The 23,942-nt window shown below is 33.8% G+C and carries 22 protein-coding genes and 2 tRNA genes; 18 read left to right on the top strand and 6 right to left on the bottom strand.

All coding sequences use genetic code 11. From position 1 onward, the window contains the following. Positions 1 to 10 precede the first annotated feature (10 nt). Positions 11 to 86 (top strand) — tRNA-Ala (locus C9J51_RS05485). 51 nt (positions 87 to 137) lie between these two features. Here C9J51_RS05485 and C9J51_RS05480 read toward each other — a convergent pair. After that, positions 138 to 674 (bottom strand): hypothetical protein, encoded by a 537-nt coding sequence (locus tag C9J51_RS05480; RefSeq protein ID WP_045036623.1) that lies wholly within the window; start codon positions 672 to 674, stop codon positions 138 to 140. Between the two features lie 879 nt (positions 675 to 1,553). On the opposite strand from C9J51_RS05480, the gene C9J51_RS05475 reads away from it, so the two are divergent. The 13 genes from C9J51_RS05475 (at position 1,554) to wecA (ending at position 17,622) form a co-directional block, all read left to right on the top strand. After that, positions 1,554 to 3,662 carry a polysaccharide biosynthesis tyrosine autokinase gene (locus C9J51_RS05475; RefSeq protein ID WP_045036622.1) on the top strand — a complete coding sequence of 703 codons (2,109 nt, stop codon included), beginning with the start codon at positions 1,554 to 1,556 and terminating at the stop codon, positions 3,660 to 3,662. 86 nt (positions 3,663 to 3,748) lie between these two features. Next, complete coding sequence (locus tag C9J51_RS05470) at positions 3,749 to 4,648, top strand: ATP-grasp fold amidoligase family protein (RefSeq protein WP_107274891.1); 900 nt, start codon at positions 3,749 to 3,751, stop codon at positions 4,646 to 4,648. Positions 4,649 to 4,793: 145 nt separating this feature from the next. Next, positions 4,794 to 6,005, top strand: coding sequence for a hypothetical protein (locus C9J51_RS05465; protein WP_146144491.1), 1,212 nt, complete (start codon positions 4,794 to 4,796; stop codon positions 6,003 to 6,005). Positions 6,006 to 6,023: 18 nt separating this feature from the next. Beyond that, complete coding sequence (locus tag C9J51_RS05460) at positions 6,024 to 7,412, top strand: lipopolysaccharide biosynthesis protein (protein WP_170073306.1); 1,389 nt, start codon at positions 6,024 to 6,026, stop codon at positions 7,410 to 7,412. A gap of 44 nt (positions 7,413 to 7,456) precedes the next feature. Further along, positions 7,457 to 8,527 carry a glycosyltransferase gene (locus C9J51_RS05455; protein ID WP_045036617.1) on the top strand — a complete coding sequence of 357 codons (1,071 nt, stop codon included), beginning with the start codon at positions 7,457 to 7,459 and terminating at the stop codon, positions 8,525 to 8,527. 6 nt (positions 8,528 to 8,533) lie between these two features. Continuing rightward, entirely contained in the window at positions 8,534 to 9,694 is a 1,161-nt protein-coding gene (locus C9J51_RS05450; protein ID WP_107249577.1) for a glycosyltransferase family 4 protein, read from the top strand. 127 nt (positions 9,695 to 9,821) lie between these two features. Continuing rightward, on the top strand, positions 9,822 to 10,832 hold the full coding sequence (locus C9J51_RS05445; protein WP_045036615.1) for a sugar-transfer associated ATP-grasp domain-containing protein: 1,011 nt from the start codon (positions 9,822 to 9,824) through the stop codon (positions 10,830 to 10,832). A 364-nt stretch (positions 10,833 to 11,196) separates the two neighbouring features. Then, positions 11,197 to 12,204: a sugar-transfer associated ATP-grasp domain-containing protein gene (locus C9J51_RS05440; protein ID WP_052667742.1), complete on the top strand. Its 1,008-nt coding sequence runs from the start codon at positions 11,197 to 11,199 to the stop codon at positions 12,202 to 12,204. A gap of 9 nt (positions 12,205 to 12,213) precedes the next feature. Beyond that, positions 12,214 to 13,086, top strand: a complete 873-nt coding sequence (locus C9J51_RS05435) for an ATP-grasp fold amidoligase family protein (RefSeq protein ID WP_045036613.1) — start codon at positions 12,214 to 12,216, stop codon at positions 13,084 to 13,086. Further along, positions 13,086 to 14,093 carry an NAD-dependent epimerase gene (locus C9J51_RS05430; RefSeq protein ID WP_045039223.1) on the top strand — a complete coding sequence of 336 codons (1,008 nt, stop codon included), beginning with the start codon at positions 13,086 to 13,088 and terminating at the stop codon, positions 14,091 to 14,093. The genes C9J51_RS05435 and C9J51_RS05430 overlap by 1 nt, the downstream gene beginning before the upstream one ends. 9 nt (positions 14,094 to 14,102) lie before the next feature. After that, positions 14,103 to 15,215 carry a glycosyltransferase family 4 protein gene (locus C9J51_RS05425; protein WP_045039224.1) on the top strand — a complete coding sequence of 371 codons (1,113 nt, stop codon included), beginning with the start codon at positions 14,103 to 14,105 and terminating at the stop codon, positions 15,213 to 15,215. A gap of 10 nt (positions 15,216 to 15,225) precedes the next feature. Beyond that, positions 15,226 to 16,392 (top strand): nucleotide sugar dehydrogenase, encoded by a 1,167-nt coding sequence (locus tag C9J51_RS05420; protein WP_045036610.1) that lies wholly within the window; start codon positions 15,226 to 15,228, stop codon positions 16,390 to 16,392. Between the two features lie 150 nt (positions 16,393 to 16,542). Beyond that, positions 16,543 to 17,622: a UDP-N-acetylglucosamine--undecaprenyl-phosphate N-acetylglucosaminephosphotransferase gene (wecA, locus tag C9J51_RS05415; protein WP_045039225.1), complete on the top strand. Its 1,080-nt coding sequence runs from the start codon at positions 16,543 to 16,545 to the stop codon at positions 17,620 to 17,622. 58 nt (positions 17,623 to 17,680) lie between these two features. On the opposite strand, the gene C9J51_RS05410 is transcribed toward wecA, so the two are convergent. Beyond that, a tRNA-Arg gene (locus C9J51_RS05410) sits at positions 17,681 to 17,757 on the bottom strand. Between the two features lie 46 nt (positions 17,758 to 17,803). Beyond that, positions 17,804 to 18,940 carry a flagella assembly protein FlgT gene (locus C9J51_RS05405; protein ID WP_045036639.1) on the bottom strand — a complete coding sequence of 379 codons (1,137 nt, stop codon included), beginning with the start codon at positions 18,938 to 18,940 and terminating at the stop codon, positions 17,804 to 17,806. Between the two features lie 146 nt (positions 18,941 to 19,086). Between C9J51_RS05405 and C9J51_RS05400 the strand changes: the two genes are divergently transcribed. After that, positions 19,087 to 19,722 (top strand): FlgO family outer membrane protein, encoded by a 636-nt coding sequence (locus tag C9J51_RS05400; protein WP_045036608.1) that lies wholly within the window; start codon positions 19,087 to 19,089, stop codon positions 19,720 to 19,722. An 11-nt stretch (positions 19,723 to 19,733) separates the two neighbouring features. After that, positions 19,734 to 20,180 (top strand): LPP20 family lipoprotein, encoded by a 447-nt coding sequence (locus C9J51_RS05395; protein ID WP_107236656.1) that lies wholly within the window; start codon positions 19,734 to 19,736, stop codon positions 20,178 to 20,180. 3 nt (positions 20,181 to 20,183) lie between these two features. On the opposite strand, the gene C9J51_RS05390 is transcribed toward C9J51_RS05395, so the two are convergent. The 3 genes from C9J51_RS05390 to flgA form a co-directional block, all read right to left on the bottom strand. Further along, positions 20,184 to 20,612 carry a flagella synthesis protein FlgN gene (locus C9J51_RS05390; RefSeq protein WP_045036606.1) on the bottom strand — a complete coding sequence of 143 codons (429 nt, stop codon included), beginning with the start codon at positions 20,610 to 20,612 and terminating at the stop codon, positions 20,184 to 20,186. An 87-nt stretch (positions 20,613 to 20,699) separates the two neighbouring features. After that, on the bottom strand, positions 20,700 to 21,008 hold the full coding sequence (gene flgM / locus C9J51_RS05385; RefSeq protein ID WP_045036605.1) for a flagellar biosynthesis anti-sigma factor FlgM: 309 nt from the start codon (positions 21,006 to 21,008) through the stop codon (positions 20,700 to 20,702). A gap of 139 nt (positions 21,009 to 21,147) precedes the next feature. Beyond that, positions 21,148 to 21,855, bottom strand: coding sequence for a flagellar basal body P-ring formation chaperone FlgA (flgA, locus tag C9J51_RS05380; RefSeq protein ID WP_082064165.1), 708 nt, complete (start codon positions 21,853 to 21,855; stop codon positions 21,148 to 21,150). 118 nt (positions 21,856 to 21,973) lie between these two features. Here flgA and C9J51_RS05375 point away from each other — a divergent pair, with 118 nt between their 5' ends. Both C9J51_RS05375 and C9J51_RS05370 read left to right on the top strand, forming a co-directional pair. Further along, on the top strand, positions 21,974 to 22,915 hold the full coding sequence (locus C9J51_RS05375; protein WP_107236658.1) for a chemotaxis protein CheV: 942 nt from the start codon (positions 21,974 to 21,976) through the stop codon (positions 22,913 to 22,915). A gap of 52 nt (positions 22,916 to 22,967) precedes the next feature. Next, complete coding sequence (locus tag C9J51_RS05370; RefSeq protein ID WP_045036603.1) at positions 22,968 to 23,795, top strand: CheR family methyltransferase; 828 nt, start codon at positions 22,968 to 22,970, stop codon at positions 23,793 to 23,795. Positions 23,796 to 23,942: the final 147 nt, after the last annotated feature.

Genomic DNA, 23,942 nt, shown 5'->3' with positions numbered 1-23,942 from the left:
GCCGTATATTGGGGCTATAGCTCAGCTGGGAGAGCGCTTCGCTGGCAGCGAAGAGGTCATCGGTTCGATCCCGTTTAGCTCCACCAAATTTAAAACCTCGTCAGTTAACTGGCGAGGTTTTTTGCGTTTAGTAACGATTAAAAACGCGCATTAATAATTGGGAAGATTGGCAGGTTTTTACTTACAAAAGTACCTGACTTATCGTAGTTAATTAAACCAATCTGCACACCTTTATTAATGTGATCTGTTGCGTTAACAAAACCGAACTGAAGGCCATTCAGAGAACCAGCATAGTTAAAGGTACCAAATTGAGCACCAGTGAAGTTATTGGCAGTGTAGTTAACTAAACCAAAGTCAGCACCTGTAGCATTGCCTTCGTTCCAGTTAGCTAAACCAAATTCTAAACCTGTCATGCTTGATGTAGTGTGGTTAACACCAAATGCCAAACCAAAGTTAAGACCAGTAAAGTTATTGATAGACGATAAACCTAATAGTGAAAAGTTAACACCTTTAACTTGGCTTGTTTGTCCATAAAGTACGTTTAAACGAACGCCAGAAACATTACCTGCTGGTAGATTTACGCCTGGTACAGAAAGTTGAACGGGTGTCGCTGCCATTGCTATCGGTGATAGAACAGTCGTTGTTAAGGCAATTATTGCATAAGCTAATTTCATATGAAAATCTCAGTATTGGTTGTCATTAATATTTAAAAAATCTTATATCAAATATAATAATATATATAGTTACTATTACTAAACAAATAAAAAAAGTTTGTTTAAATTGATGTAGAATAAATATTTTTCAATTATTCTCATTTAAAAATATATATACATATATAAGTAAAAGTTTTATTAAATAATGAAATTACCCCATCAATCATAAGTAATTGTTATTACAAATATATTCATTTCTTTTACATTGTATTTGAAAGGAACAAATAACACAACCTAATTGATTGGGTTGATGAATGTTATTCCGTTAATGTATATAAATATCGCTTATTGTGATTGTTTTTAGTGCTTAAATTCTTTTTTTTATTTTAATATTCTTTTTGATTTTAATTTATTGTTAGTGATTACTACTTTGTATATTGTTGTTTTTAATGGTTTTATTTTTTTTATTTTGCGTTTTCTGGTTAATTCAAAAGATTTAAATGGTGTTGGTTTATTATTTTCTTTATTGTGGAACATGTTTAAAAACAATTGTGTCAATGGAAATTAATTAACCATTAAACGTTTATTGGTTAATGAATTTTGTTATTTAATGTGATTGTTAATTAAGCCCATATATATCCGTAATTCCAATGGTTTTTATATGGGTATAAATAGATTTAACACGAAAAAATAAAAGATGAAGTAAGATAAACGCAAATGAGGGGCTGTAACCTTAGGGCGGTAGCGTATTTAATCATTAGCATATATCTTGATTGTTTTCCTACTATGACAACGCATCGATAGAGTAAAGAATGTCTTGGATGTAGTTAAATACTCTTATTATTTAATCAAAAATTTTTGAAATTCCTTTTAGTTAACCATATTGGATTGAAACCATTCATGACTGCCATTAGTAATAAACCCGTAAAGTCCACTTCGACAGCGAATGAAGAGATCGATTTAGGTAAGATTTTTGGTATTTTGCGAGATAGTAAAAAATCTATTCTTGCGATAACCATTGTATTTACTTTACTAGGTCTGATTTATTCTATTTTTGCTACTCCTATCTATAAATCTGATGTCTTGATTAAAGTTGACTCAAAAAGTGATGGCTCTCCTGCATATGGAGAATCGATGGAAAAAGAATTTTTAACTGACTCATCAGCGGTTACTGAGATGGAGTTAATTAAGTCCCGTCGAGTAATCGGTAAAACGGTTGATAAGTTAAACTTAACAACGTCGGTTGTACCTGACTACCTTCCTATTATTGGTAAAGGAATAGCGCGTTTAGCAGGTAAGGAGAGCAGTGCTACTGTTGCTCGTTTTATTATGCCAGCTAATGCAAAGAGTAATAGTTACCAGTTAAAAATTGTCAATGTAGATACTGGTGAATTTGTATTAACTGATGAAGATAATGCAAGTGTTGAGCTTAAAGGTTTTGTCGGGCAGCCGGTTGAAGAGCAAGGTTACAATTTGTTAATAACAGCATTAACAGGTGCTAATAACGATACCTTTACCGTTAAAAAATTGCCTCGTTTTGACGTTATTGCTTATTATCAGAAATCATTAAGTGTAACTGAGAAAGGTAAAGATACAGGTATTGTTCTAATATCATTAGATGGTCAAAATAGATTAAAAACACAGAAAGTTTTAAATAGCATTAGTAATAACTATTATCAATTAAATGCAGATAGAGCAGCCGCTAGTGCGAATAAGAGTTTAGAGTTTTTAAATGAACGTTTGCCCGCGATTAAGACTGAACTAACGAATGCTGAAAACAAGTTAAATGGATATCGTGAAGCGAATCAATCAGTTAATATTGAAATGCAGGCTAAATCATCACTTGATGAGCTTGTTGCTTTAGATGGTCAGATTAATGAGTTAAGCTTCCAAGAAGCAGATATCTCACGCAGCTACACTAAAGAGCATCCACTTTATAAAGCATTAATTGAAAAGCGTAATGATTTGCAGGCTCAAAAAACACGTTTAACTCGTAAAATTGATCAAATGCCAGAAACGCAACGTGAGATTATTCGTTTAACTCGTCATGTTGATGTTAATCAGCAAACATATATGCAGATTCTTAATAAAATTCAAGAGCTTGATATTGTTAAGGCAAGTAGTTCTGCGAGTGTTCAAATTATCGATAGTGCTTCAAGTAGTGCTAAACCAGTTGCGCCTAATCGTGTAATGTTAGTTGTTGGACCTGCAATCCTAGGCTTAATTCTAGGCGTGCTTATTGCGTTATTCCGCGTAATTTTAAATAATAAAGTGGTTGATCCTCAACAATTAAAAGCAATAGGTTTACCTGTATTTGCTTTAGTTCCAAAAACAAAGAAATTACCCAATGCTATTTTAGCTGAAGTTGATTCAAGTGATATTTCTATTGAAGCACTACGTACGCTACGTAATCGTATCTTTTTAGCGATGGAAAACACAAATAACAATACAGTATTGTTAACAAGTGCTAGTTCAATTACGAAATCAGGAAAAACGTTTGTCATTACTAATGTTGCAGTGTTGATGGCTGAAGCGGGTAAGCGAGTGTTAATTATTGATGCTGATATGCGTAAAGGCAAAATCGCAGCAGCATTAAATGGTAAGCAAGCAAATGGTTTGGCTGAACTGCTTAGTGGTAAAAATGATCTGAAAACTGTGGTTAAAACATCATCTATAACTAATCTTGATTATATTTCTGGTGGTGAAAAGCCTAACTCACCTGCTGAATTATTAATTCATAATGAATTTAAGACACTTCTTGCATGGGGTGCTGAACATTATGATGTTGTGATTGTTAATACTCCACCTGTACTTGCTGTTGTTGATGCTGCGATTATCGGTGCTGCTGTTGGAACAACTGTTATGGTTGGTTCTTATGGTATCGATTCTTTAAAAGAGATTGAACAAGCAAAACAAAGTTTTGAAGATAATGGTGTTGAAGTTAATGGTTTCGTTTTAAATAACACGATAAAGAAAACAAGTAATCAAGCAATATTTAAAAAATATTGATATGCTAGTTTTAATTTAAAAATACTTATGGCAACTAAGTTGTCATAAGTATAATTTATCTTATGTAAAAAAAATATGAGTAGAAAATGAGAAAAATAGTCAATTTAATTTGTAGTAAAAGCAAATTAGCTCGTGAATTAAGATATAACATTAGCTTCATACGAGCAACTGGGTATGTACCATCATTTAAAAATCCTAAAACATATAATGAAAAAATAAACTACCGTAAGAATAATCCTAAAAATGAATTGTTTAGTGTTTGTTCGGATAAAATAAAGTCTAAAGAATATGTTGCACAAAAATTATCTTCAGATTATATCATTGAAAACTATTATGTTGGCGATAGTATTACTGTAGAGAAAATTAAAGAAATTCTTGCAGATAAAGGTGATTTACTATTAAAGGCTAATCATAATTCTGGACCAGTTTATTTAATCACAACTGAAGCTACAGATGATGAGATTACTCGTAAGGTTGATGATGTAAATAATCAATTAAAAGTAGATTATGGTAAGCAGCTAAATGAACCTTGGTATAGTGACATAAAACGAGGTGTATTAGTTGAAAAAAGGCTATCTCCTCAAGAAGGCGAAACTGATGTTCGTGATTATAAATTCCATGTTTTCAAACAAAATGATGGTAGTTTTAAAATCATTGTACAAATAGATTTTGAACGTAGTGGTAATCATAGTCGTTCTTTCTTTGATGATGAATTAAATTGGCTTCCATTCTATACATTGTATGCTGATACTGGTGTTTGTATTAAAACATCAATTAAAATGCCAAAAAATTATGATTTAATGTTAACCGCTGCTAAAAAATTAGCCGAACCTTTTAGTTATGTTCGTGTTGATCTTTATAATGTTGATGGCGCCATTTATTTTGGTGAATTAACGTTTGCTCAAGGAAGTGGTCGTTCTGGGCTTACAAATAAAGCATATGATCTTTGGCTTGGCCGCTTATGGCAAGGCGACCCCTCTTATTAAATTCCATATTGATTAAATATAAAGTTAAATATTCAACTTCATTTTTCATTATATTTATTGATAATATATACAATAGATTACCAATTTATAAAATATAAGTTGGTAATTTATTATACATCTCACCTCACATTATGATTTAATAAATATGATGTCAAATGCTAAAATAAGCCAAGTTGTATTTTGGATATCTGTAGTAATTATCTTTGTCGGATTTATGGAGAATATTAATGAGTTAAGATACGATATAATGATTCCATTAATAGCTATTGGGTGGGTATTACACTTTACTTATAGTAATCATAAAATTGATAGTCAGAGTACCAAGTCTTTTATCTTACTTTCTGGAATTATTGCATTAATTGCATTACCCTCATTACTTAAAATTTATCCTCATGTACATAATCTAATAAAATATACCTATTATAGTTTTACTGTAGGTATGATCGTAAAGTTATTCTCGGTATATAGTACTTTTGTATTTTTAAAAGGGGATACCGATAAATTAGAAAGAATGATTAAATATGTTTTAATTCTTAATTTATCGATGTTCTTTATTCAATTTATAATAGTATTCCCTACTGGTATTTATATTGATCCATTAAAATTAATAACAGGGGAGTCATCACGATATGGTAGTGATATCTTTGTCCCTCTTATTGGTAATATATATCGTTGTACTGGATTCTATGAAGAACCATCAACGTATGCCGGATTTATTGTTGTTCTTTTAGCATCCAAACTTTATTTAAATCCGAAAGTAGATAAATTAGTTATTTTATCTGCATTATCTATTATTTTGTCTTTTTCTGTTGCTGCTATTGTTTATGGTTTAATCATTATTGGTTATTTCCTTTTACGCAGTAAAGCTAGTTACCTGAAATATATTTTATTTTTGTTATCTCCATTACTTGTTGCCGCTATTGCTGCTATTGCTATCCAGCGTTTAACCTCATTAGGCGGAGATGCACAAGATATTCGAAGTAATTTGAATGATATGGTTTTTTCTCAGCAGTTACCTGTTTTAATTTTTGGTAATGGCGCTTTAGGTATTATGTCTGCCGCAGCCCATGTAATGAATACAACAGGTGCTATTTTTAGATTAGGCATAGCCTCATTAAATGATAATGGTATGTGGTTGTTTTTTATCATTAAATTCGGATTTTTTGGTTTAGCAACGATAACGGCGTATCTGTTTTTTAAATCGAAATCATTATTAAATAGAATTATGTTTCTAGTTATATTTCTAACTAAATTAAGTTTTTTATATTTTGGATTTATATTTTATTTATTTTTAGTATTTAATAATAAAGCCGTATTAGAGGAGCCAGAAAATGATGCAGAAAGTGAAATCGAGTAAACCAAGGAAGATATTTTTGTGAATATTCGAGAGTTCAAAGCTTTTTTTTGGAGCTTTATTGATGGTGTTGGCTCTCAAGGTAGCCAGTTAGTTATTACTATTCTACTTGCCAGATTACTAACTCCCGCTGATTTTGGTGTGATTGGTTTAATTTCAGTTGTGGTATATCTATCAAATGTTATAGGTAATGGTGGTTTAAATAATAGTTTAATCAGAAAATTAAAACCATCGGTTGATGATTTTACATCGGTGTTTGTTTTTAATATAACTTTGGGTATTTCTCTTTATGTTATTATTTTCTGTTCATCAGGATTTTTAGCGCATTTTTTAAATTTACCTCAAGCAGAAATCTACCTTAAAGTATATGCATTAAGTATTATTTTTACTGCGTTTGAACAAATTCAACGGGTAAAATTAACTATAGATCTGAATTTTAAAACACAGGCTAAAATTACATTATTTTCTGTTGTTTTTAGTGGGATTATAGCATTAATATTAGCTAATCTTGGTTTTGGTGTTTGGGCCCTAATCGTTCAATCTGTTGTATTAACAGTAGTTCGATGCTTTATTTTTTGGTATGTGATTGGTTGGAGACCAACGGGGCATTTTAAAATGCCATTATTATTAGAGCATCTTAACTTTGGTTATAAATTACTATTAGGTAATATTATCGATGTTGCATATCGGTATATGTTTAATTTAGGTATTGGTAAATTTTATTCTGTAACGGATCTTGGTTTTTATAATCAGGCGACAAAATTAACAGAAGTACCATCAATGACGATCACATCGATTGTTCGTCGAGTAAATTATCCTATTATTAGTAAATTAAGAAATAACGATAAGTGTTATTTTAGTAATTTGAATAATATAGCGTCTTATATTACAGCTATTTATTTACCTGTTTCTTTATGGTTATCATTTAATTCACATGACATAATTTTAAAATTATTGGGTGAGCGCTGGATTGGTGCTAGTCCATTTTTATCAATATTAGCTATTGCTTTCTTTATTGTGCCATTATCTAATTTGCTTGGTAATATACTATCAGTTGAAGGTCGTACTGATTTATATTTTAAAATAAGACTCTATGTTAAATTTAGTCTTGGAGTGTTCTTTGTTCTTATTCACTCTTATGGTATTTTCGTTGTATTATTTTTTATTATCTTCGCGACTGTTTTTGAATGGCTTGTTAATATTGCTGTCTCATATAAATATTTTAAATTCCCTGTTTTTGACTATTTTAAGAGATTAACTATAATTATTATTCCAATTATTGTTTCAAGCTTTTTAGTTGATTATTATATTCATATAGATTCAATAATAGGTGATTTAACTGTGAAGTTAATCGTAAGTATGATCATACCTGCTTGTATCTTATTTTTATTATCTAAAGAAAAAGTTTAAATAATAGATTTATTTCTTTTTCCACTATTTTATTCGGTTTAATTATGTTACAGAAAAATATAGATTTATTTATAGATGCAATAAGAAAAGGTGGTGCTGAACGAGTTTGTGTTAATTATGCAAATTATTTAGTCGATAATGGTTATAAAGTACGGATCGTTATATTTAAAGAATATGAAGATTCGTATATTGATCTTTTAGATGACCGTGTTGAGATTATATCTTTAGGTTGTCATGATGCATCATCAATGATTAAAAAGATAAAATCTACAAAATTTACTTTTTCTGAGACGGTTATGGCATTTAATCATCAAATGTCTATTGCATTATGGTTTTATCGTCAGTTTAGCAGTAAAGAAAAATTCAAATTAATCGCGCGTAATGTGAATTATTTAAGCCGAGATTTACACACATCTAAAAATTCAATAAAGAAATGGGTAACTATTTTATTAACAAAAATAATATACCGTCGAATTGATTGTTTTATTGCTCAATGTAATGATATGAAAAACGATATGGTAAATTATCTTTCTGTACCTGAAAGTAAGATTACAGTTATTTATAACCCAGTATCGACTAGTATTTATAAAAAAGAAAATATAGAGAAAGATATTGATGTTTTATTTGTTGGCCGAATAAGCAAGCAAAAAGGGTTACCATATTTAGTTTCTGTTATCGATAGTATTATAGATAAAGTTGGTGCTAAAGTTTGCATTGTTGGTAAAGGCGTTCTTGAAGATGAACTAGATAAAGAATTATCGATCATTGAAAAGAAATATAATATTGAAATATTACGAGTTCGCACAACTAATGATGTTAATGGTTATTATAATCGTGCTAAAGCAACAATCTTAACATCTCTTTATGAGGGATATCCCAATGTATTGGCTGAATCATTAACAGCAGGTACTCCTGTTGTTTCTTTTGATTGCCAAAGTGGACCTGATGAAATTATTCGTGATGGAATAAATGGCTATTTGGTTCCATGTTTTAATACTGAAGTATTTGTTGATAAATTAGAATTAGTTCTTAATGGTGAAAAGCTACCAGATATTCGAGATTTTAATAGTAAAAATAGTTTTAACCTTTTAGAAGAATTGATTAATAAAGAGTAAACAATAATGAATAAAAAAATTCTAGTTATTAGTGATCATCGAGGAGGAGGGGCTGGTCATGTAGCAACACAGTCTGGAGTCTTATTTTCAGAACAAGGTTATGATGTTGACTACATTTTTGGTGATGATTTCTTTACGTTTAATGCTTTAGGGTATTGTTGTAATATTAATGCGATTGATATAATTAGAAAAAAATTAGCAAGTAGTAAACCTGATATTATTTTAATTCATAATTTTGATCATTTATGGAGTCCATTATTTTTAATTGAAATTAATAAATATAAAGAAAAGACGGGTGCAAAAGTAATTATGACAGTTCATGATTATCATATTGTTTCTGCTTCTAATTCTTTATCTTATTATGAACATGGTGAGAATGAGTTTTTTAAGAATCCACCATCATTTAAAGATTTAGTGACTAAAAAATTGGATAGACGTGGTTATATTTATGGGTTAGCACGTTTAATACAATGGTATCCATATTATTCAGGGCTAAATCTACAGAAAGTTTTTGATCATTTTATGTGCCCTAGTGAATTTATTTATAAGCAAGTAGTAAAACGCTTTGATCCTTCACTTGTAAGTATTGTATATAATCCTACTTCTGCAACGATTTCATCGAGTCCTATTAGCAATAATGATGATGTAGTTATTACTTTTGCTGGACGCTTAAGTAAAGATAAAGGAATTTATGATTTTCTGAAATCAATTGTAGATTCGAAACTTGTATCTACAAAGCATCTTATTATAAATATAATAGGACAAGGCTCTTATTTTGATAATATAGAGAAGCTAAAAGATTCCTTAAAAGATCAAAACATAGATATTGTATTACATGGTTTACAAGATTTTAAAGTAGTTAAATCTCTTTTTGAACATTCATCCTATGTATTATTGCCTTCACTTTGCTATGAAAATGCACCATTAACACTTATTGAAGGTGTTTTTGCTGGGTGTAAAATTTTAACCATGAATTATGGTGGTATGGTTGAGATTGCAAATAAGCTTGATGAATCTATTTTAATGGATGACTTTAGCTTAACATCTATTCAGATGGTTTTTGATCAACTGAATACAAGTAAAGAGAAACAAGTAACGTTAGATAAATTTTATCAAGATTATTCAAATGATAGCTATATATCAAATGTTGAAAGAATAATTGCATAATTAATTTAACTATTTTTGGTATTAACAGTATAAAACGGATTTAAATATTGCTTTACTATTTTAATTATTTATCGGTTTATTAAATAACGATATAAAATAAATATTGATAAGTGCCAGGTCGATTTAAATGAAAAACAGTTTTTTGCGTCGTCGTTTTTTTGAAATCCGTGTAACATTAAAAGATTTAATTTGGGGAATGAAAAATCCTGAATCTTTTAAACGAAAAAATAATCTTAGTCCACTAATGGGTAGATTTTCATCTTATAAATTTGAGTTACTTTCTGGAATACAATCTGATGATTATGTTTCTGATTGTTTTTATTTTAATAAGATAGAAGCAAAGATAAATAACTTTGAATTAAGTGATTATTTTAACCATAAAGGTTATTTACCCGCTATTTTACAATCAAATGCAATCCCATTGCTTATCAATTGTATTTCAGGGGTTATTTATGATGCTAATGATAAAGTTATTAATGTTAGTGCTGTAGCTGACCGATTACGTAACGATCCTATTAATTCTGAATTTGTGATTAAGCGTAGTGTTGGTACTGGTGGTGGGGAAAGTGTTGAAATTGGTGATGCGGATAAAATTATTCCATTCTTTAACCTTTATCTTAAAAAGAAATATGATTTTGTTATTCAACCATTAGTTAAGCAGCATGATCAGTTAGCCGCTTTTAATTCATCATCACTTAATACTGTTCGTATTATGACATTAGCTTATGATGATAACGTTTATCATGTTTCTAGTATGGTGAAAATGGGTGGACCAGGGGGCCGAATTGATAATGTCAGTGCTGGCGGCTTGTGTATTGGAATTAAAGAGGATGGTTCTTTAACGACTTTTGGGTTTGATTGTTATTTAAATAAGACTAATTGTCATCCACAAACACAACTTGAGTTTCCTGGTAACTATGAAATACCCTATTTTAATGAAATGGTTGCAGTAGTAAAAGATAAACATAAGTTATTTAAAAGCCATGGTATTATATCATGGGATGTAAGTGTCGATAATGATGGTTATGTCACTATTGTGGAATGTAATACTGCTTGGAGTGGATTAGAATCACATCAAGCTTTCCATGGACCGGTGTTTAGAGAACATATGGAATATATAAATAATATTAATCGATAACATCGGTTTTTATTATTGATAACACATAAATTATCTTTTTTGATAAACATTTACACTTAATATTGTTTATTTATCCTGAATTTAGTTATTAGCTTAAATTATTAGTTAATTTATCAGAACGTAAATGATTAAATACCTAACACTGAATGCTTAGTTGTTAGCGTGTTAATTACTACTTAACGACTAGCTGATATAGTGATATATAGATTCATTTTTTGTTATTCATTTTTTGTATGTATTGTTGGTGTTATTATTTCATACTTCAATTCAATAATGAGTTTGATATATTAATTAATAATTACCAGTGTATAATGCACAATTTTGAATTGTGCGAATAATAAAATTGTTCTAATAAGGTTCAGAAATGAAAAATAGTTTTACTCGTCGATTTATGTATGAGGTTTTATCCAATATCAAATTTATTAAATATGGTATAAAAAACCCCAAATCTCTAAAGTGTGAAAATATGCTTAGTCCATTAACAGGACGTTTTTGGAGCTATAGATACCAAGATGTTTGTGGTATTGAATCTGATAAGTATTTATCTGAACCTTATTTTTACAATAAATTAGAAGCAAAAGTCAACGATTTTGATCTTAATAAATTTTTAGATCATAAAGGCTATATTTCAAACATACTAAATAGTAATACTATATTAAGTATTGCAAATTGTATTTCTGGAACTATTTATGATGGTAATAATGACGTTATTGAATTGAATGATTTAATCGTATTACTTGAACAATCAGAACCTAATGTAGAGTTTGTTATCAAACGTAGTATTGGTACTGGCGGTGGTAATGGTGTTGAAATTGGATCTGCAAATCATGTTGTTCCATTTTTAAAAAACTATTTTAATGCTAAATATGACTTTGTAATTCAACCAGTTATAATGCAGCATGATGGTTTGGCTATTTTTAATCCATCTTCAATTAATACTGTTAGAGTGATGACTTTTGCCTACAATGGTAATGTTTTCCCTGTTTCAACCGTATTGAGAATGGGGAATGGTGGTCGTATAGATAATTCGGCTGCTGGGGGAATATCTATTGGTGTCGATAATACCGGTAAGTTACGTGATTTCGCGATTGATCACGATTTTAAAAAATACTATCAACATCCGGGAACATCAATTAAATTTTCAGATGGTTATTTTATTCCTTATTTTAATGAGTTGTTGAAACTAGTTAAAGATAAACATAAGTTTTTAAAAAGCCACGGTATAATTTCATGGGACTTGACTGTCGATAATAGCGGGAAAATGTCAATTATTGAATATAATGCGGGGTGGGGAGAAATTAATTTCCATCAAGCAAATAATGGTCCCATATTTGAAAATCATATTAAACATATAAGTTGTATTAATAAGTGAGGGTGTAAAGTGGAAAGTCTAGAATTTAGATTGTTCTCTAAGATCATCTCTAAAATACCAATTAAAACACGATTGCAAATTTTATTTTTTCGTAAATTTAAACGATTTATCAATTTTGATAATCCTCGGACATATAACGAAAAAATTCAGTGTAAAAAGATTGCAGATCGTAGTGAATTATTAACGATTGGTGCTGATAAAATAAAAGCTAAAGATTTTGTTAAAGAAATTGTTCCTGAATTATATTTACCAAAAATGCTTTGGGTAGGAGATTCACCAGAGTCTCTTGATGAATTAGATTTATCAACATTACCTAAAGATTATGTATATAAAGCTAACCATACAAGCCAGACGATTGAAATTATTCGTCATGGTAATCATCTTCCTAAATCGAAGATGAAAACGTTAGCAAAAGATTGGTTAAAAAAAGATCAGTCGGGTGCTTTAGGTGAGTGGGCATATGAAAATATTCCACCGCGAGTGTTTATTGAAGAATATTTAGAATTTGATGGTCATGAGCCTGATGATTACAAATTATATGTATTCAACGGCAAAGTGGGCTTTATTCAGTTAGATTCTGGCCGTTTTACCGATATGACGCGTAACCTTTATGACGCCAATTGGGAAGAGCTTGGGTTTGAGTATCATCACCCTCGTTGTCACCCCGCGCCACCAAAACCAGAATATATCGATGAAATGATCCGTATTGCCGAAAAGATTGGTCAGAAATACGATTTCGTTCGAGTCGACTTATATTTTTATAATGGAAAAATAACGTTCAGTGAGCTGACAATGTATTCAGCATCTGGTTTTTTAACTATGCCTGATGATTGGGATTTAAAAATCGGTGATCTATGGACTCAAGATTATAAGGTGAAATAATGAAATATTTAGTGACAGGAGCTGCCGGCTTTATTGGTGCAAAGGTAAGTGAAGAATTATTAAAAAAAGGTCATGACGTTGTCGGTATTGATATCGTTAATGATTATTATGATGTTGCGTTAAAAGAAGCACGTTTAGCGCCATTATTAGACAATAATAAATTTGTATTCAAAAAAATTGATATTGCTCATTCGCAAGATGTACTTGATTTATTTGCTGATGAAAAATTTGATCGTGTTGTTCACCTTGCCGCTCAAGCAGGTGTACGTTACTCGATTGAAAACCCAATGGCATATGCAGACAGTAACCTTGTTGGCCACCTTAATATTTTAGAGGGTTGTCGTCATAATAATGTTGGTCACCTTGTTTATGCATCATCAAGTTCAGTATATGGCCTTAATGCAAAAACACCATTTTCAACATCAGATACTGTAGATCACCCTGTATCTCTTTATGCAGCAACGAAAAAATCTAATGAGTTAATGGCGCATTCGTACTCTCACTTGTACAACATGCCTACAACTGGATTACGTTTCTTTACTGTTTATGGTCCTTATGGTCGTCCAGACATGGCCCCTTATATTTTCACTAAGAAAATTTTGGATGGCGAAACGATTGATATCAACAACAATGGTGATATGTGGCGCGACTTTACTTACATTGATGATATCGTTGAAGGTGTTATTCGCATCGCTGATATTGTTCCTGCTCGTAATGATGCGTGGACAGTGGAAGAAGGTACACCAGCATCAAGCTCTGCACCTTACAGCATATATAACATTGGACATGGTAGCCCAATTAATTTAATGGAATTTATTAAAGCCATTGAAACTGAATTAGGCATTGAAGCCACTAAAAACTTCCGTGGCATGCAACCTGGTGATGTATACCAAACTTATGCAGATACTCAGGACCTATTTAAGGTGACTGGTTATACTCCAAAAGTTGGTGTTAAAGAAGGCGTTGCGAACCTCGTTCGTTGGTATAAAGAATTTTATAATAAGTGATCCGATCCCATGGCAAAGATAGCTATATCAGCCAATACGAGTTGGTATTTATTTAACTTTAGAAAGAACACTATATTATCGTTAATTGAAGCGGGTCATACCGTAACAGCCATTTCTCCTCGAGATAATTACTCAGTAAAACTTGAGCAATTAGGGGCGCGATATATTCACATTGATATTGATCAAGGTGGAACTAATCCAATTAACGATGCTAAAACGTACTTTGCTTTTAACGCTATTTATAAGACTGAAAAGTTTGATGTAGTATTAAACTTCACGCCTAAAAATAACATTTATAGCACTGTAGCAGCGTCGAGAAATGGTACTAAAGTCATTAATAATATTGCCGGACTTGGGATTATCTTTATTGATGAAAATATGACGGCGAAGATTGCTCGAGGCTTATATAAATTTAGTCAACGTCGAGCCAATAAAATTTTCTTTCAAAATGAAGATGATCGCGGATTATTCATTGATAATAAGTTGGCAGATATTTCAAAGACGGATCGTTTACCTGGTTCTGGTGCAGACCTCTCACGCTTTGCAATATCACCAGCGGCTGATGATGGTGTAGTCACTTTCTTATTAGTAGCCCGTATGCTTTATGATAAAGGTATTGGTCACTATGTTGAAGCTGCGCGTGAATTGAAGCAACGTTACGGCGATAAAGTACAATTTAATTTGCTTGGTTTTCTTGATGTGAATAATCCATCAGCTGTTTCAAAAGCTGAAATGCAAGTATGGGTTGATGAAGGCATTGTTAATTACCTTGGTTTTTCAGATACTGTTGAAGCTGAGATAGCAAAAGTAGATTGTATGGTATTACCTTCTTTCTATCGTGAAGGCGTACCAAAATCGTTGCTTGAAGCAGGTGCTATGGGTAAACCTATTGTTACGACTGATAATGTTGGTTGTCGCGAAACAGTTGACCATGGGATTAATGGCTATCTTTGTCAAACACGATCTACTGCAAGTTTGGTGGAAATGCTCACTAAAATCATTGAGCATACTCATCAAGAACGTCTTGATATGGGTTTAGCGAGTCGTCGAAAGATTGAAAGCGAATTCGATGAAAAAATTATAATTAATAAATACCTAACGGCTATTGAAAGTATTATCTAAGAGAGATTTCATGAAAATTACTATTGCAGGTACAGGCTACGTAGGTCTGTCAAATGCCATGTTATTGGCACAGAACAACGATGTTATTGCTATCGATATTATTGAAGAAAAAGTAAATCTTCTTAATAATAAAAAATCACCAATTGTTGATCGTGAAATTGAATATTTCTTAGAAAACAAAGAACTTAACTTTGTTGCGACGTTAGACAAAGAATTAGCATATAAAGACGCTGAATATGTCATTATCGCAACACCTACGGATTATGATACGGTACATAACTACTTTAATACCTCTTCAGTAGAAGCGGTTATTAAAGATGTTATGGCGATTAACCCAACGGCAGTGATGATTATTAAATCAACAGTACCAGTGGGTTATACTAAAGAAGTTAAAGCAAAGTTTGGTTGTGAAAACATTATTTTCTCACCTGAATTCTTGCGTGAAGGCCGTGCTTTATACGATAACTTATACCCATCACGTATTATCGTTGGTGAGCAAAGTGAGCGTGCTAAAGTATTTGCTGGGTTATTACAGCAAGGTGCAATTAAAGAAGATATCGATGTACTTTTTACTGATTCAACAGAAGCTGAAGCAGTTAAACTATTCTCAAACACTTATTTAGCAATGCGTGTGGCTTATTTTAATGAGCTAGATACTTATGCTGAAAGTCATGATTTGAATGCTCGTCAAATCATTGAAGGTGTTGGCTTAGACCCTCGCATTGGTAGTCACTATAATAACCCATCATTTGGTTACGGCGGCTACTGCCTACCAAAAGATACTAAGCAATTACGTGCTAATTACCAAGATGTACCGAACAGCATTATTGGCGCTATTGTTGATGCAAATACAACGCGTAAAGACTTTATTGCTGATTCAATTATGCGTCGTAATCCAAAACGTGTTGGTGTCTATCGTTTGATCATGAAGTCGGGCTCTGATAATTTCCGTGCTTCAAGTATTCAAGGTATTATGAAGCGTATTAAAGCGAAAGGTATTGAAGTTGTTATTTATGAACCAGTACTAACAGAAGATGAATTCTTCCACTCTCGAGTTATTAAAGATTTAAATCAATTTAAAGATGAGTGTGATGTTATTGTTTCTAATCGTATGGCTGAAGAATTGAGTGATGTAGCTGATAAAGTATATACTAGAGATATCTTCCAAGAAGATTAATAATAATCAATGAATTATTATATTTATATAAGTTTCATTGATTAATGATCGCAAATAATTGTAACAATAGGGATGTAATAGTTTACTATTATCATCGCTATTGTTTCTTTTTTATATGCGGAATGTCTCAGATTTAAAAAAGTGTGTGTTATGTTTATTGGATATTGCTTTATCTTTATTTCATCATTGATTTTTTTGTTTGTGATGAGAGTTGTAGCGAAAAGAGTTGGTTTGGTTGATAAACCAAATGAACGAAAACACCATAAGGGAGCAATCCCTTTAGTTGGTGGTATCTCTATTTTTGCTGCTATCTCGGTTACCTTTTTATCATTTTTACCTCACACCCGTGATCTGTATTTATATTTAGGTTCAGCTTTAGTACTTATTATTCTTGGTGCATTTGATGATCGTTTAGATATTAGTTTCAAAATACGATTAATTGTCCAAGCTGCTATTTCTATCGCGATGATTGTGATTGGCGGTCATAGCCTTCACAACCTTGGCTTTCTAATGGGTAGTGAAACTATTCAATTGTCGGTATTCACTAGTTATATCATCACTGTTGTTGGTGTGATTGGTGCGATTAATGCATTTAATATGGTCGATGGTATTGATGGCTTATTAGGTGGATTAGCAGCGGTAACTATTGGCTCGATGGGGGTTGTTTTCTTCTTGTCGGGTAATACATATTTAGGCACTGTTTGTGGTTTAATTGTTACTGCGATCATTCCTTACATTATGCTTAACCTTGGCATTCCTTTTGGTTCTAAAGCTAAAGTATTTATGGGTGATGCGGGGAGTATGTTTATCGGCTTCACTGTTGTGTGGTTATTGATAAAAGCAACTCAAGATCCTGAGCTCTATGCATTTAAACCCGTTACTGCATTATGGTTAATTGCTATTCCATTAATGGATATGGCAACGATTATGATCCGTCGTATTCGTAAAGGACAATCGCCATTTAAGCCTGACCGTGAACATTTACACCATATATTCCAACGTCTTGGATTATCACCTCGTCAGACATTATTGACGATTTGTTCAATGGCACTAGTATGTTCGATCATTGGTTTGTGGACTGATTATCTTGGTATTGCAGAGTCAACAATGTTTGTGGCTTTCTTAGTGATGTTTGTATGTTACTTCACTGCGATTAGTTATATTTTCCGTATTGTGACTTTTGTACGTAACGTCTTAGGGATCAAAACAAATAAAGCGAAAGCGAATTAATTTACCCTAGAAACAACAAAGGCTTAGCAATCGATGATTACTAAGCCTTTGTTTAATATGGTGCTCCCTGCTGGAGTCGAACCAGCGGCCTTCCCCTTAGGAGGGGGACGCTCTATCCATCTGAGCTAAGAGAGCATTCGCACAGTGTACACGAAAATCAACAGAGTTTAAGAAAATAGTGTTATTGATTCAACTGCTTGGTCAGTAAATCACCAGATTGAATGCTAGATGCCAGCTGTGGTTGGTTAACGCTAAGCTCAGCAGATTTTTCATAGACTCGATTCACTGTCAATGTAATGGCGGTTTCAACCATGCGATTACGTGGAATACCTTTTTGATCGATAAACCCTGCGCTATGCCATAATTTGAGTTGATCGCCGTTGTGTACGCCATGAATACGACCGACATTGATCTGAGCAACCCCTTGATGAATATTAATTATTTCAGGTAGGCTAGCACGACATGAAAGCGCACTTTCGATATCTAACATCATATTTTGGGTGACGCGTTGAATACTTTGTCCATAAGGTGATACCCAAAATCGTGCGGTTTTAGTATCAACATTACTTGTGCGAGCAAAAGGCCATAAACCGATATCACGATAACTATTTTGATAGATTATTTCACCTGTTTTACCATCCATAATATCTAGAGATATCGCAAATTGACGATTAATGGTGTTGGGCTGCAAGATATGGTCATCAATCGTTGCTGATATATCTGTGATCTCACCACTGATCAAATATTGCGCGTCATTATCTTCTGCTAACATCATCATCGCATCTGCATGGTTGGCACTAAACGGTACTTGAGTTATACCTGTGACTAAAAAACTTTGTGAACGTTGCTGAATGTTTTTTTGTAAAACCTTTGAAAAATCATCCCCTAGTTGATAAATACTCCCCATTGCTGCTTGTTGCGGCTCCGCCAGTGAAAACTTCCCCAGTAATAAACCTTTCTTATATTGTACCTTGTGGCAACTTTTTGCCGATGGGTAAATATCTATTCTGGCTGTGACATATATCTTGCCGCCAACATCTTTCTGTTCTAATACACTAATATGCCGAATTTCATTGCCACTAAAACGGTATTGCTGCCGATTTTCTTGTAGATAAGTTTTAAGCATGGGTAGGCTGGCAATCTCACCCCCCGTAAATGTCATCGCTTGGAAGACCGCATTCTCTAAGGCATTGACGCGTGCTGTCGCTTTACTTTCAAGAATGTTCGCTTCACCTGTCACTTGTACCCATTGGGCGTGACTAGAGTGTGAAACGAACAGGCTCAACGCACACAAACAGAGTAATATTTTTTTATTCATAAAAGGCCAGTTTAGGTATGTTTTTTGCTTTAATCGAGACATAACCATAACGGAATGCAAAGAGTGTTCCCAATTGGTGTTTCTCATTAAAGAAATTGTATTCGTGAACGATATATTCCTATCACACGTCGCAAGAGTGGCCAACAATGAACAAAATTATATGGGTAGTGTGTGCGTTGCTATTAACAGCTTGTACTGGACCCCAAGTGTATAACGGTAAAGAACAATTCTCTTCAACAGGGTATTCGTTAACAACGACGCCTCGTCATACGGTTGATTATTTTGTAGAGGGATTAACCAATCAGTTGATTGAATCAAATCAATATTTAACCGCAAGTACGCCTTTAGCGGTGACGTCATTTGTTGATTTACAAGATATGGGTGCAACCAATTGGTTGGGCAATGTGGTCAGTGAAAATTTCATGTTTCAAATGCAACAACGCGGTTTTACGGTGGTTGATTACAAGTCAACGGGCGTAATTAAAGTGACGCGTAATGGTGACTTTAGTATTAGTCGTAATTGGCAAGAGCTATCAGCGCAACAACCGGTTGATTATGTGTTAACGGGAACGATGTTACGTCAAAGCGGCGGTGTACTTGTGAATGCGAGAATTATTGGTATGCGATCGCATGTTGTGATTGCCACTGCACAAGGATTTTTGCCTGCTGAGCGTATTGGGCGTGATTTAGATTTTATGAATAAGATTCAAATACGTAATGGCGTTATTATTCGAACTGAACAACAACAGCCAACCACTAATAATATCGTGTTACGACCTTAAGGATAAGCTTCATGAGTAAATGGCTAGCAGTGATGTTATTAATTGTCATATCTGGGTGTTCAGCGTCAAATAGTGCGACTAATCCCGATTTAACGCGTAGTAATGAAATCGTGTTTGCGGTTGGTTATGCATCTATTAGTGAGCAAAATGGGCGCACTCAAGAAGAAAAAAGTTTACGGGCAATGCGGGCATCAAAAGTGGATGCATATCGTGAACTTTCTGAGCAGATTTATGGTTTACGGATATCGGCAACAACGTCGTTATCAAATCAACAGCTAGGTCCTGAAAATACTGATGGTGCGGTTGATGGCATTATTCGTGGTGCAAAAGTGGTTCGCAGTTATCCCGTGGGTGATAGCTATGTGACAGAAATGGAATTGAATTTAGGTTTGATGGAACGGATGAAGCAACACGGTGAAGTGTTTCATGTGCCCAATAACCAGCAAGTGATGTTTTAATTCTTAAGCTTTAAGGTTGGTGCCTAATGAGCGAACATTTTGCGCCTTACCATCACAATTATAGGTCATTTGGTGGCGACCTCGGCTTTGTTGGAACAGGTTATTGAGTTTATGAAAACTTAATTGCGCCCGTTGTAAAACCTCGCCATTGATATCATTACGTTGTTTACATAATGTCACTAATTGTTGAATCGCATCAACATGTTGGCTGAGTAGTTGGTCATCTTGCAATTGTTGTCGTTGCGGGTGATTTGCGAGTAAGTAATCATGTTGTTGAATACTATTGATCAGTGTGAGTTTTTCTTTAGCAAATTGTTCTATTTCTAATGCACGTCGATGAGCGATGGCTGTTTTCTCTTGGTTGAGTAATTCAGCAAGTGATACCAAAGCTGTATGTTGAAGCTCAAGCAATTGCTCAATAGTGTATTTCATAACCAAGATCCTTTTAATGAGTGCATAATAGCATTTGTCTTTAACAACATTAGCGTTTAATAATATTAGTTGTTAATGACATCAGTATTAAAGACCATTGAGTTCATCTTCAAATTTTATCATGTTACTTGCGAGTTTGTCGGCATCAATAGTATAGCTGCCATTTGCGATAGCTTGTTTAATTTCAGCGACTTTTGTTGCATCAAAACTGGTTTCTGCGGCTAATTGTTGATGAATTTTACCAACCGCTTTACCTTGAGAACTTAATGATACGGCATCGTGTTGAGGTTCAACCACGGCTGCTTGTGGCGTATTTGTGGTAGCTGTTTTGGTTTGATTAGCCGTACGGCTGGTGTTAAGTGGTTGTCCACCACGGAGATGATCAATATTTGTCATAATGTAGTACCTGTCGATGCCAATAGAGTTATAGTCAATTATCGACGTATAGGCTATAAACTTTAGCTTTTTTTGTTTACTAAACTCAAAATATTATGGCTTATTATTTTGAGTTTAGTAAGCCTATTTTATAGGGCAATTAATATTTTACCGACACTTCTCCAACCGCAGTAATTACCCCATCAATAATTCGTTTCGATTTACTGTTTTGTACGCGAATCTCATCACCGATTGCACCATCTGATAATGCTTTTCCTGTGGTAACAATGGCTAATCCTGTTTGGCTTGCTCGAATTAACACACTGTCATTACGGCATACTAAGCAGATATCATTTGCTTGAATGACATCACCTGCTTTCACGGTACGTTTGACTTTTGAACCGATAATTTGTTGTGGATCAGTAAAGCTGACTCCTCGCTGAAAACGGTTTTCTATCATGGCAACTTTTATATTAGCAGCACTGAGTAAAGCGCCACGGCCGAGGTGGGTGGTGGCGATCACTTGCGGCAGTGTTTGTTGGACATTGACGGGTACATAGATCTGCCAATCTTCACTATTACACTGTACCAGTACCGTAACATTACCGGATAACGTTTGTTTACCTGGAAGGGTTGCCGTCAGTGGACTAGAGCAGGGAGTAAATCGTAATCGAGTATCTAATGTGGCAGCGGTAATGTTAATACTGCCAAATTCAGGTTCAGTGATACTGTGTTTGACGAGATCAGTGGCTGTTTTTTGAATAAGGTTGTGTTGTGAGATCGGTGTGGCATGAATATTAACACTAAAGATCAGCAATAAACTGCCGATAACCAAGCAAACTAAATGTAAATATCGATGAGTGATCACGGCGTTATGCTCTCTGTCGGTGTCAGTAATTTGTTCATTAAGTGGCTTATCATAAGTAATTATTTGCAAAATTGCTTGTATTGGTGTGGTTAATATTTTTAGACAGGGATCCTTTTAGATGTCAGGTATTTTAGATTCAGTCAATCAACGTACGCAGTTAGTAGGACAAAATCGATTAGAGTTACTGACTTTTCGACTTAATCGACGCCAGCGATATGGGATTAATGTCTTTAAAGTAAAAGAGGTTTTACAGTGTCCTAAACTAACATCGATGCCCCATTTACATCCATTTGTTAAAGGTGTTGCTTATATTCGTGGACAAACAATTTCAGTGATAGATATGAGCCTTGCAACAGGAGGGCGACCTGTTGATGATGTCAGTAATTGTTTTATTATCATTTCTGAGTTTAATCGCTCGGTGCAGGGATTTTTAGTCTCAGCGGTTGAGCGGATTGTTAATATAAATTGGGAAGCGATTTTACCGCCGCCAAAAGGTGCTGGACGAAATAATTATCTTACCGCCGTCACTGAAATTGAGAATGAACTAGTAGAAATTCTTGATGTAGAAAAGATCCTTGATCAAATTTCACCCGTAGATACTCGATTATCGAGTGAATTACTGGATGAAATTAGCTTAATAACACCAACCGTAAAAACGGTATTAGTAGCAGATGACTCGATGGTGGCACGTAAGCAAGTTCAGCGAGCAATTGAATCAATAGGGTGTAATTGTATTTGCGTCAAAGACGGTAAAGAAGCACTTCGAACACTACAAATGATGGCTAAAAATGGCAGTATTTATGATCAGCTAGCATTGGTTATTTCTGATATTGAAATGCCAGAAATGGATGGTTATACCTTAACTGCCGCTATTCGTAACGATCCAGCGTTAAAAGATCTGCATGTTATTTTACATACTTCATTGAGTGGGGTATTTAATCAAGCGATGGTTGAACGTGTGGGCGCTAATGCATTTATTCCTAAGTTTAATCCTGATGAGCTAGGACGTGCAGTAAAAAATGCAATGACCACAGTGACAGCCGTTAGTGTTAGCTCTTAATAATAAATATAGTCGACGTGTAATACATGACAAAAACAAGAAAGAGTGATTGATGACAACATTAACGGTAAATGATCAAGATTATTATGACTTTTGTCATTTCCTCGAAGCACAATGTGGCATCGTTTTGGGGGACAGTAAGCAATATTTAGTGCGAAGCCGTTTAAGTCCTTTAGTTAAACGGTTTGGATTACTTTCCTTATCCGATTTATTGCAAGACACCCTGAAAGGCCGAAACCGTGAATTACGAGTTGCAGTGGTCGATGCAATGACAACGAATGAAACGTTATGGTTTCGTGATAGTTATCCGTTTACTGTTTTAGCCGATAAGATCTTGCCTGAACTTGCAGCCAATAGAAGACCATTAAAGATATGGTCAGCGGCAAGTTCATCAGGGCAAGAACCGTATTCAATGGCGATGACTATTTTAGAACAACAATTGAAACGACCGGGGTTATTACCGAGTATTCAGATCACGGCGACAGATATTTCACAAACTATGCTTGATATGTGTCGTAACGGGGTTTACGACAATCTCGCGTTAAGTCGTGGTTTATCAGTTGAGCGTCGAAGACTATTTTTTGAAGCGCATATCAGTGGGGGGATGCAAGTTAACCAACGCGTAAAACAGCTGGTTAATTTTAGGACTCAAAATTTAAAAGACAGCTACGTTTTATTGGGTAAATTTGACGTAATATTTTGCCGAAATGTACTCATTTATTTTTCACCTGAAACCAAAGTAAAAGTGTTAAATCAATTAGCAGCCAGTTTAAATCCTGGTGGTTACTTATTTTTGGGGGCTTCTGAATCATTAACGGGGTTGTGTGATCGGTTTGAAATGGTACGTTGTAATCCCGGTATTATTTACAAATTAAAATAATCTTACCAGCAAGGGACGTGTCTGTGATTTAGGGGCAAGGTTTCAAGTTTTGATACCCTGTCCCAATATCTGCATTCTTTCCCTGCTTCCCTGCTTCCCTGCTTCCCTGCTTTCCCTACATTTTCCACCTCCTTTCCCATCTTGGCA

This window comes from Photobacterium iliopiscarium, assembly GCF_003026395.1.
GTDB classification, from domain to species: domain Bacteria; phylum Pseudomonadota; class Gammaproteobacteria; order Enterobacterales; family Vibrionaceae; genus Photobacterium; species Photobacterium iliopiscarium.
This window is presented reverse-complemented; position numbering and strand designations above follow the sequence as displayed.

Excerpts from the sequence above, each read along its gene's own strand:
- C9J51_RS05375 (WP_107236658.1), top strand. The coding sequence starts at position 21,974 with ATGTCAGGTATTTTAGATTCAGTCAATCAACGTACGCAGTTAGTAGGA.
- C9J51_RS05390 (WP_045036606.1), bottom strand. The coding sequence starts at position 20,612 with ATGAAATACACTATTGAGCAATTGCTTGAGCTTCAACATACAGCTTTG.
- C9J51_RS05455 (WP_045036617.1), top strand. The coding sequence starts at position 7,457 with ATGTTACAGAAAAATATAGATTTATTTATAGATGCAATAAGAAAAGGT.
- C9J51_RS05430 (WP_045039223.1), top strand. The coding sequence starts at position 13,086 with ATGAAATATTTAGTGACAGGAGCTGCCGGCTTTATTGGTGCAAAGGTA.
- C9J51_RS05450 (WP_107249577.1), top strand. The coding sequence starts at position 8,534 with ATGAATAAAAAAATTCTAGTTATTAGTGATCATCGAGGAGGAGGGGCT.
- C9J51_RS05445 (WP_045036615.1), top strand. The coding sequence starts at position 9,822 with ATGAAAAACAGTTTTTTGCGTCGTCGTTTTTTTGAAATCCGTGTAACA.
- C9J51_RS05370 (WP_045036603.1), top strand. The coding sequence starts at position 22,968 with ATGACAACATTAACGGTAAATGATCAAGATTATTATGACTTTTGTCAT.
- C9J51_RS05425 (WP_045039224.1), top strand. The coding sequence starts at position 14,103 with ATGGCAAAGATAGCTATATCAGCCAATACGAGTTGGTATTTATTTAAC.
- C9J51_RS05440 (WP_052667742.1), top strand. The coding sequence starts at position 11,197 with ATGAAAAATAGTTTTACTCGTCGATTTATGTATGAGGTTTTATCCAAT.
- C9J51_RS05420 (WP_045036610.1), top strand. The coding sequence starts at position 15,226 with ATGAAAATTACTATTGCAGGTACAGGCTACGTAGGTCTGTCAAATGCC.
- C9J51_RS05395 (WP_107236656.1), top strand. The coding sequence starts at position 19,734 with ATGAGTAAATGGCTAGCAGTGATGTTATTAATTGTCATATCTGGGTGT.
- flgM (WP_045036605.1), bottom strand. The coding sequence starts at position 21,008 with ATGACAAATATTGATCATCTCCGTGGTGGACAACCACTTAACACCAGC.
- C9J51_RS05470 (WP_107274891.1), top strand. The coding sequence starts at position 3,749 with ATGAGAAAAATAGTCAATTTAATTTGTAGTAAAAGCAAATTAGCTCGT.
- C9J51_RS05400 (WP_045036608.1), top strand. The coding sequence starts at position 19,087 with ATGAACAAAATTATATGGGTAGTGTGTGCGTTGCTATTAACAGCTTGT.
- C9J51_RS05405 (WP_045036639.1), bottom strand. The coding sequence starts at position 18,940 with ATGAATAAAAAAATATTACTCTGTTTGTGTGCGTTGAGCCTGTTCGTT.
- C9J51_RS05480 (WP_045036623.1), bottom strand. The coding sequence starts at position 674 with ATGAAATTAGCTTATGCAATAATTGCCTTAACAACGACTGTTCTATCA.
- C9J51_RS05475 (WP_045036622.1), top strand. The coding sequence starts at position 1,554 with ATGACTGCCATTAGTAATAAACCCGTAAAGTCCACTTCGACAGCGAAT.
- wecA (WP_045039225.1), top strand. The coding sequence starts at position 16,543 with ATGTTTATTGGATATTGCTTTATCTTTATTTCATCATTGATTTTTTTG.
- C9J51_RS05465 (WP_146144491.1), top strand. The coding sequence starts at position 4,794 with ATGATGTCAAATGCTAAAATAAGCCAAGTTGTATTTTGGATATCTGTA.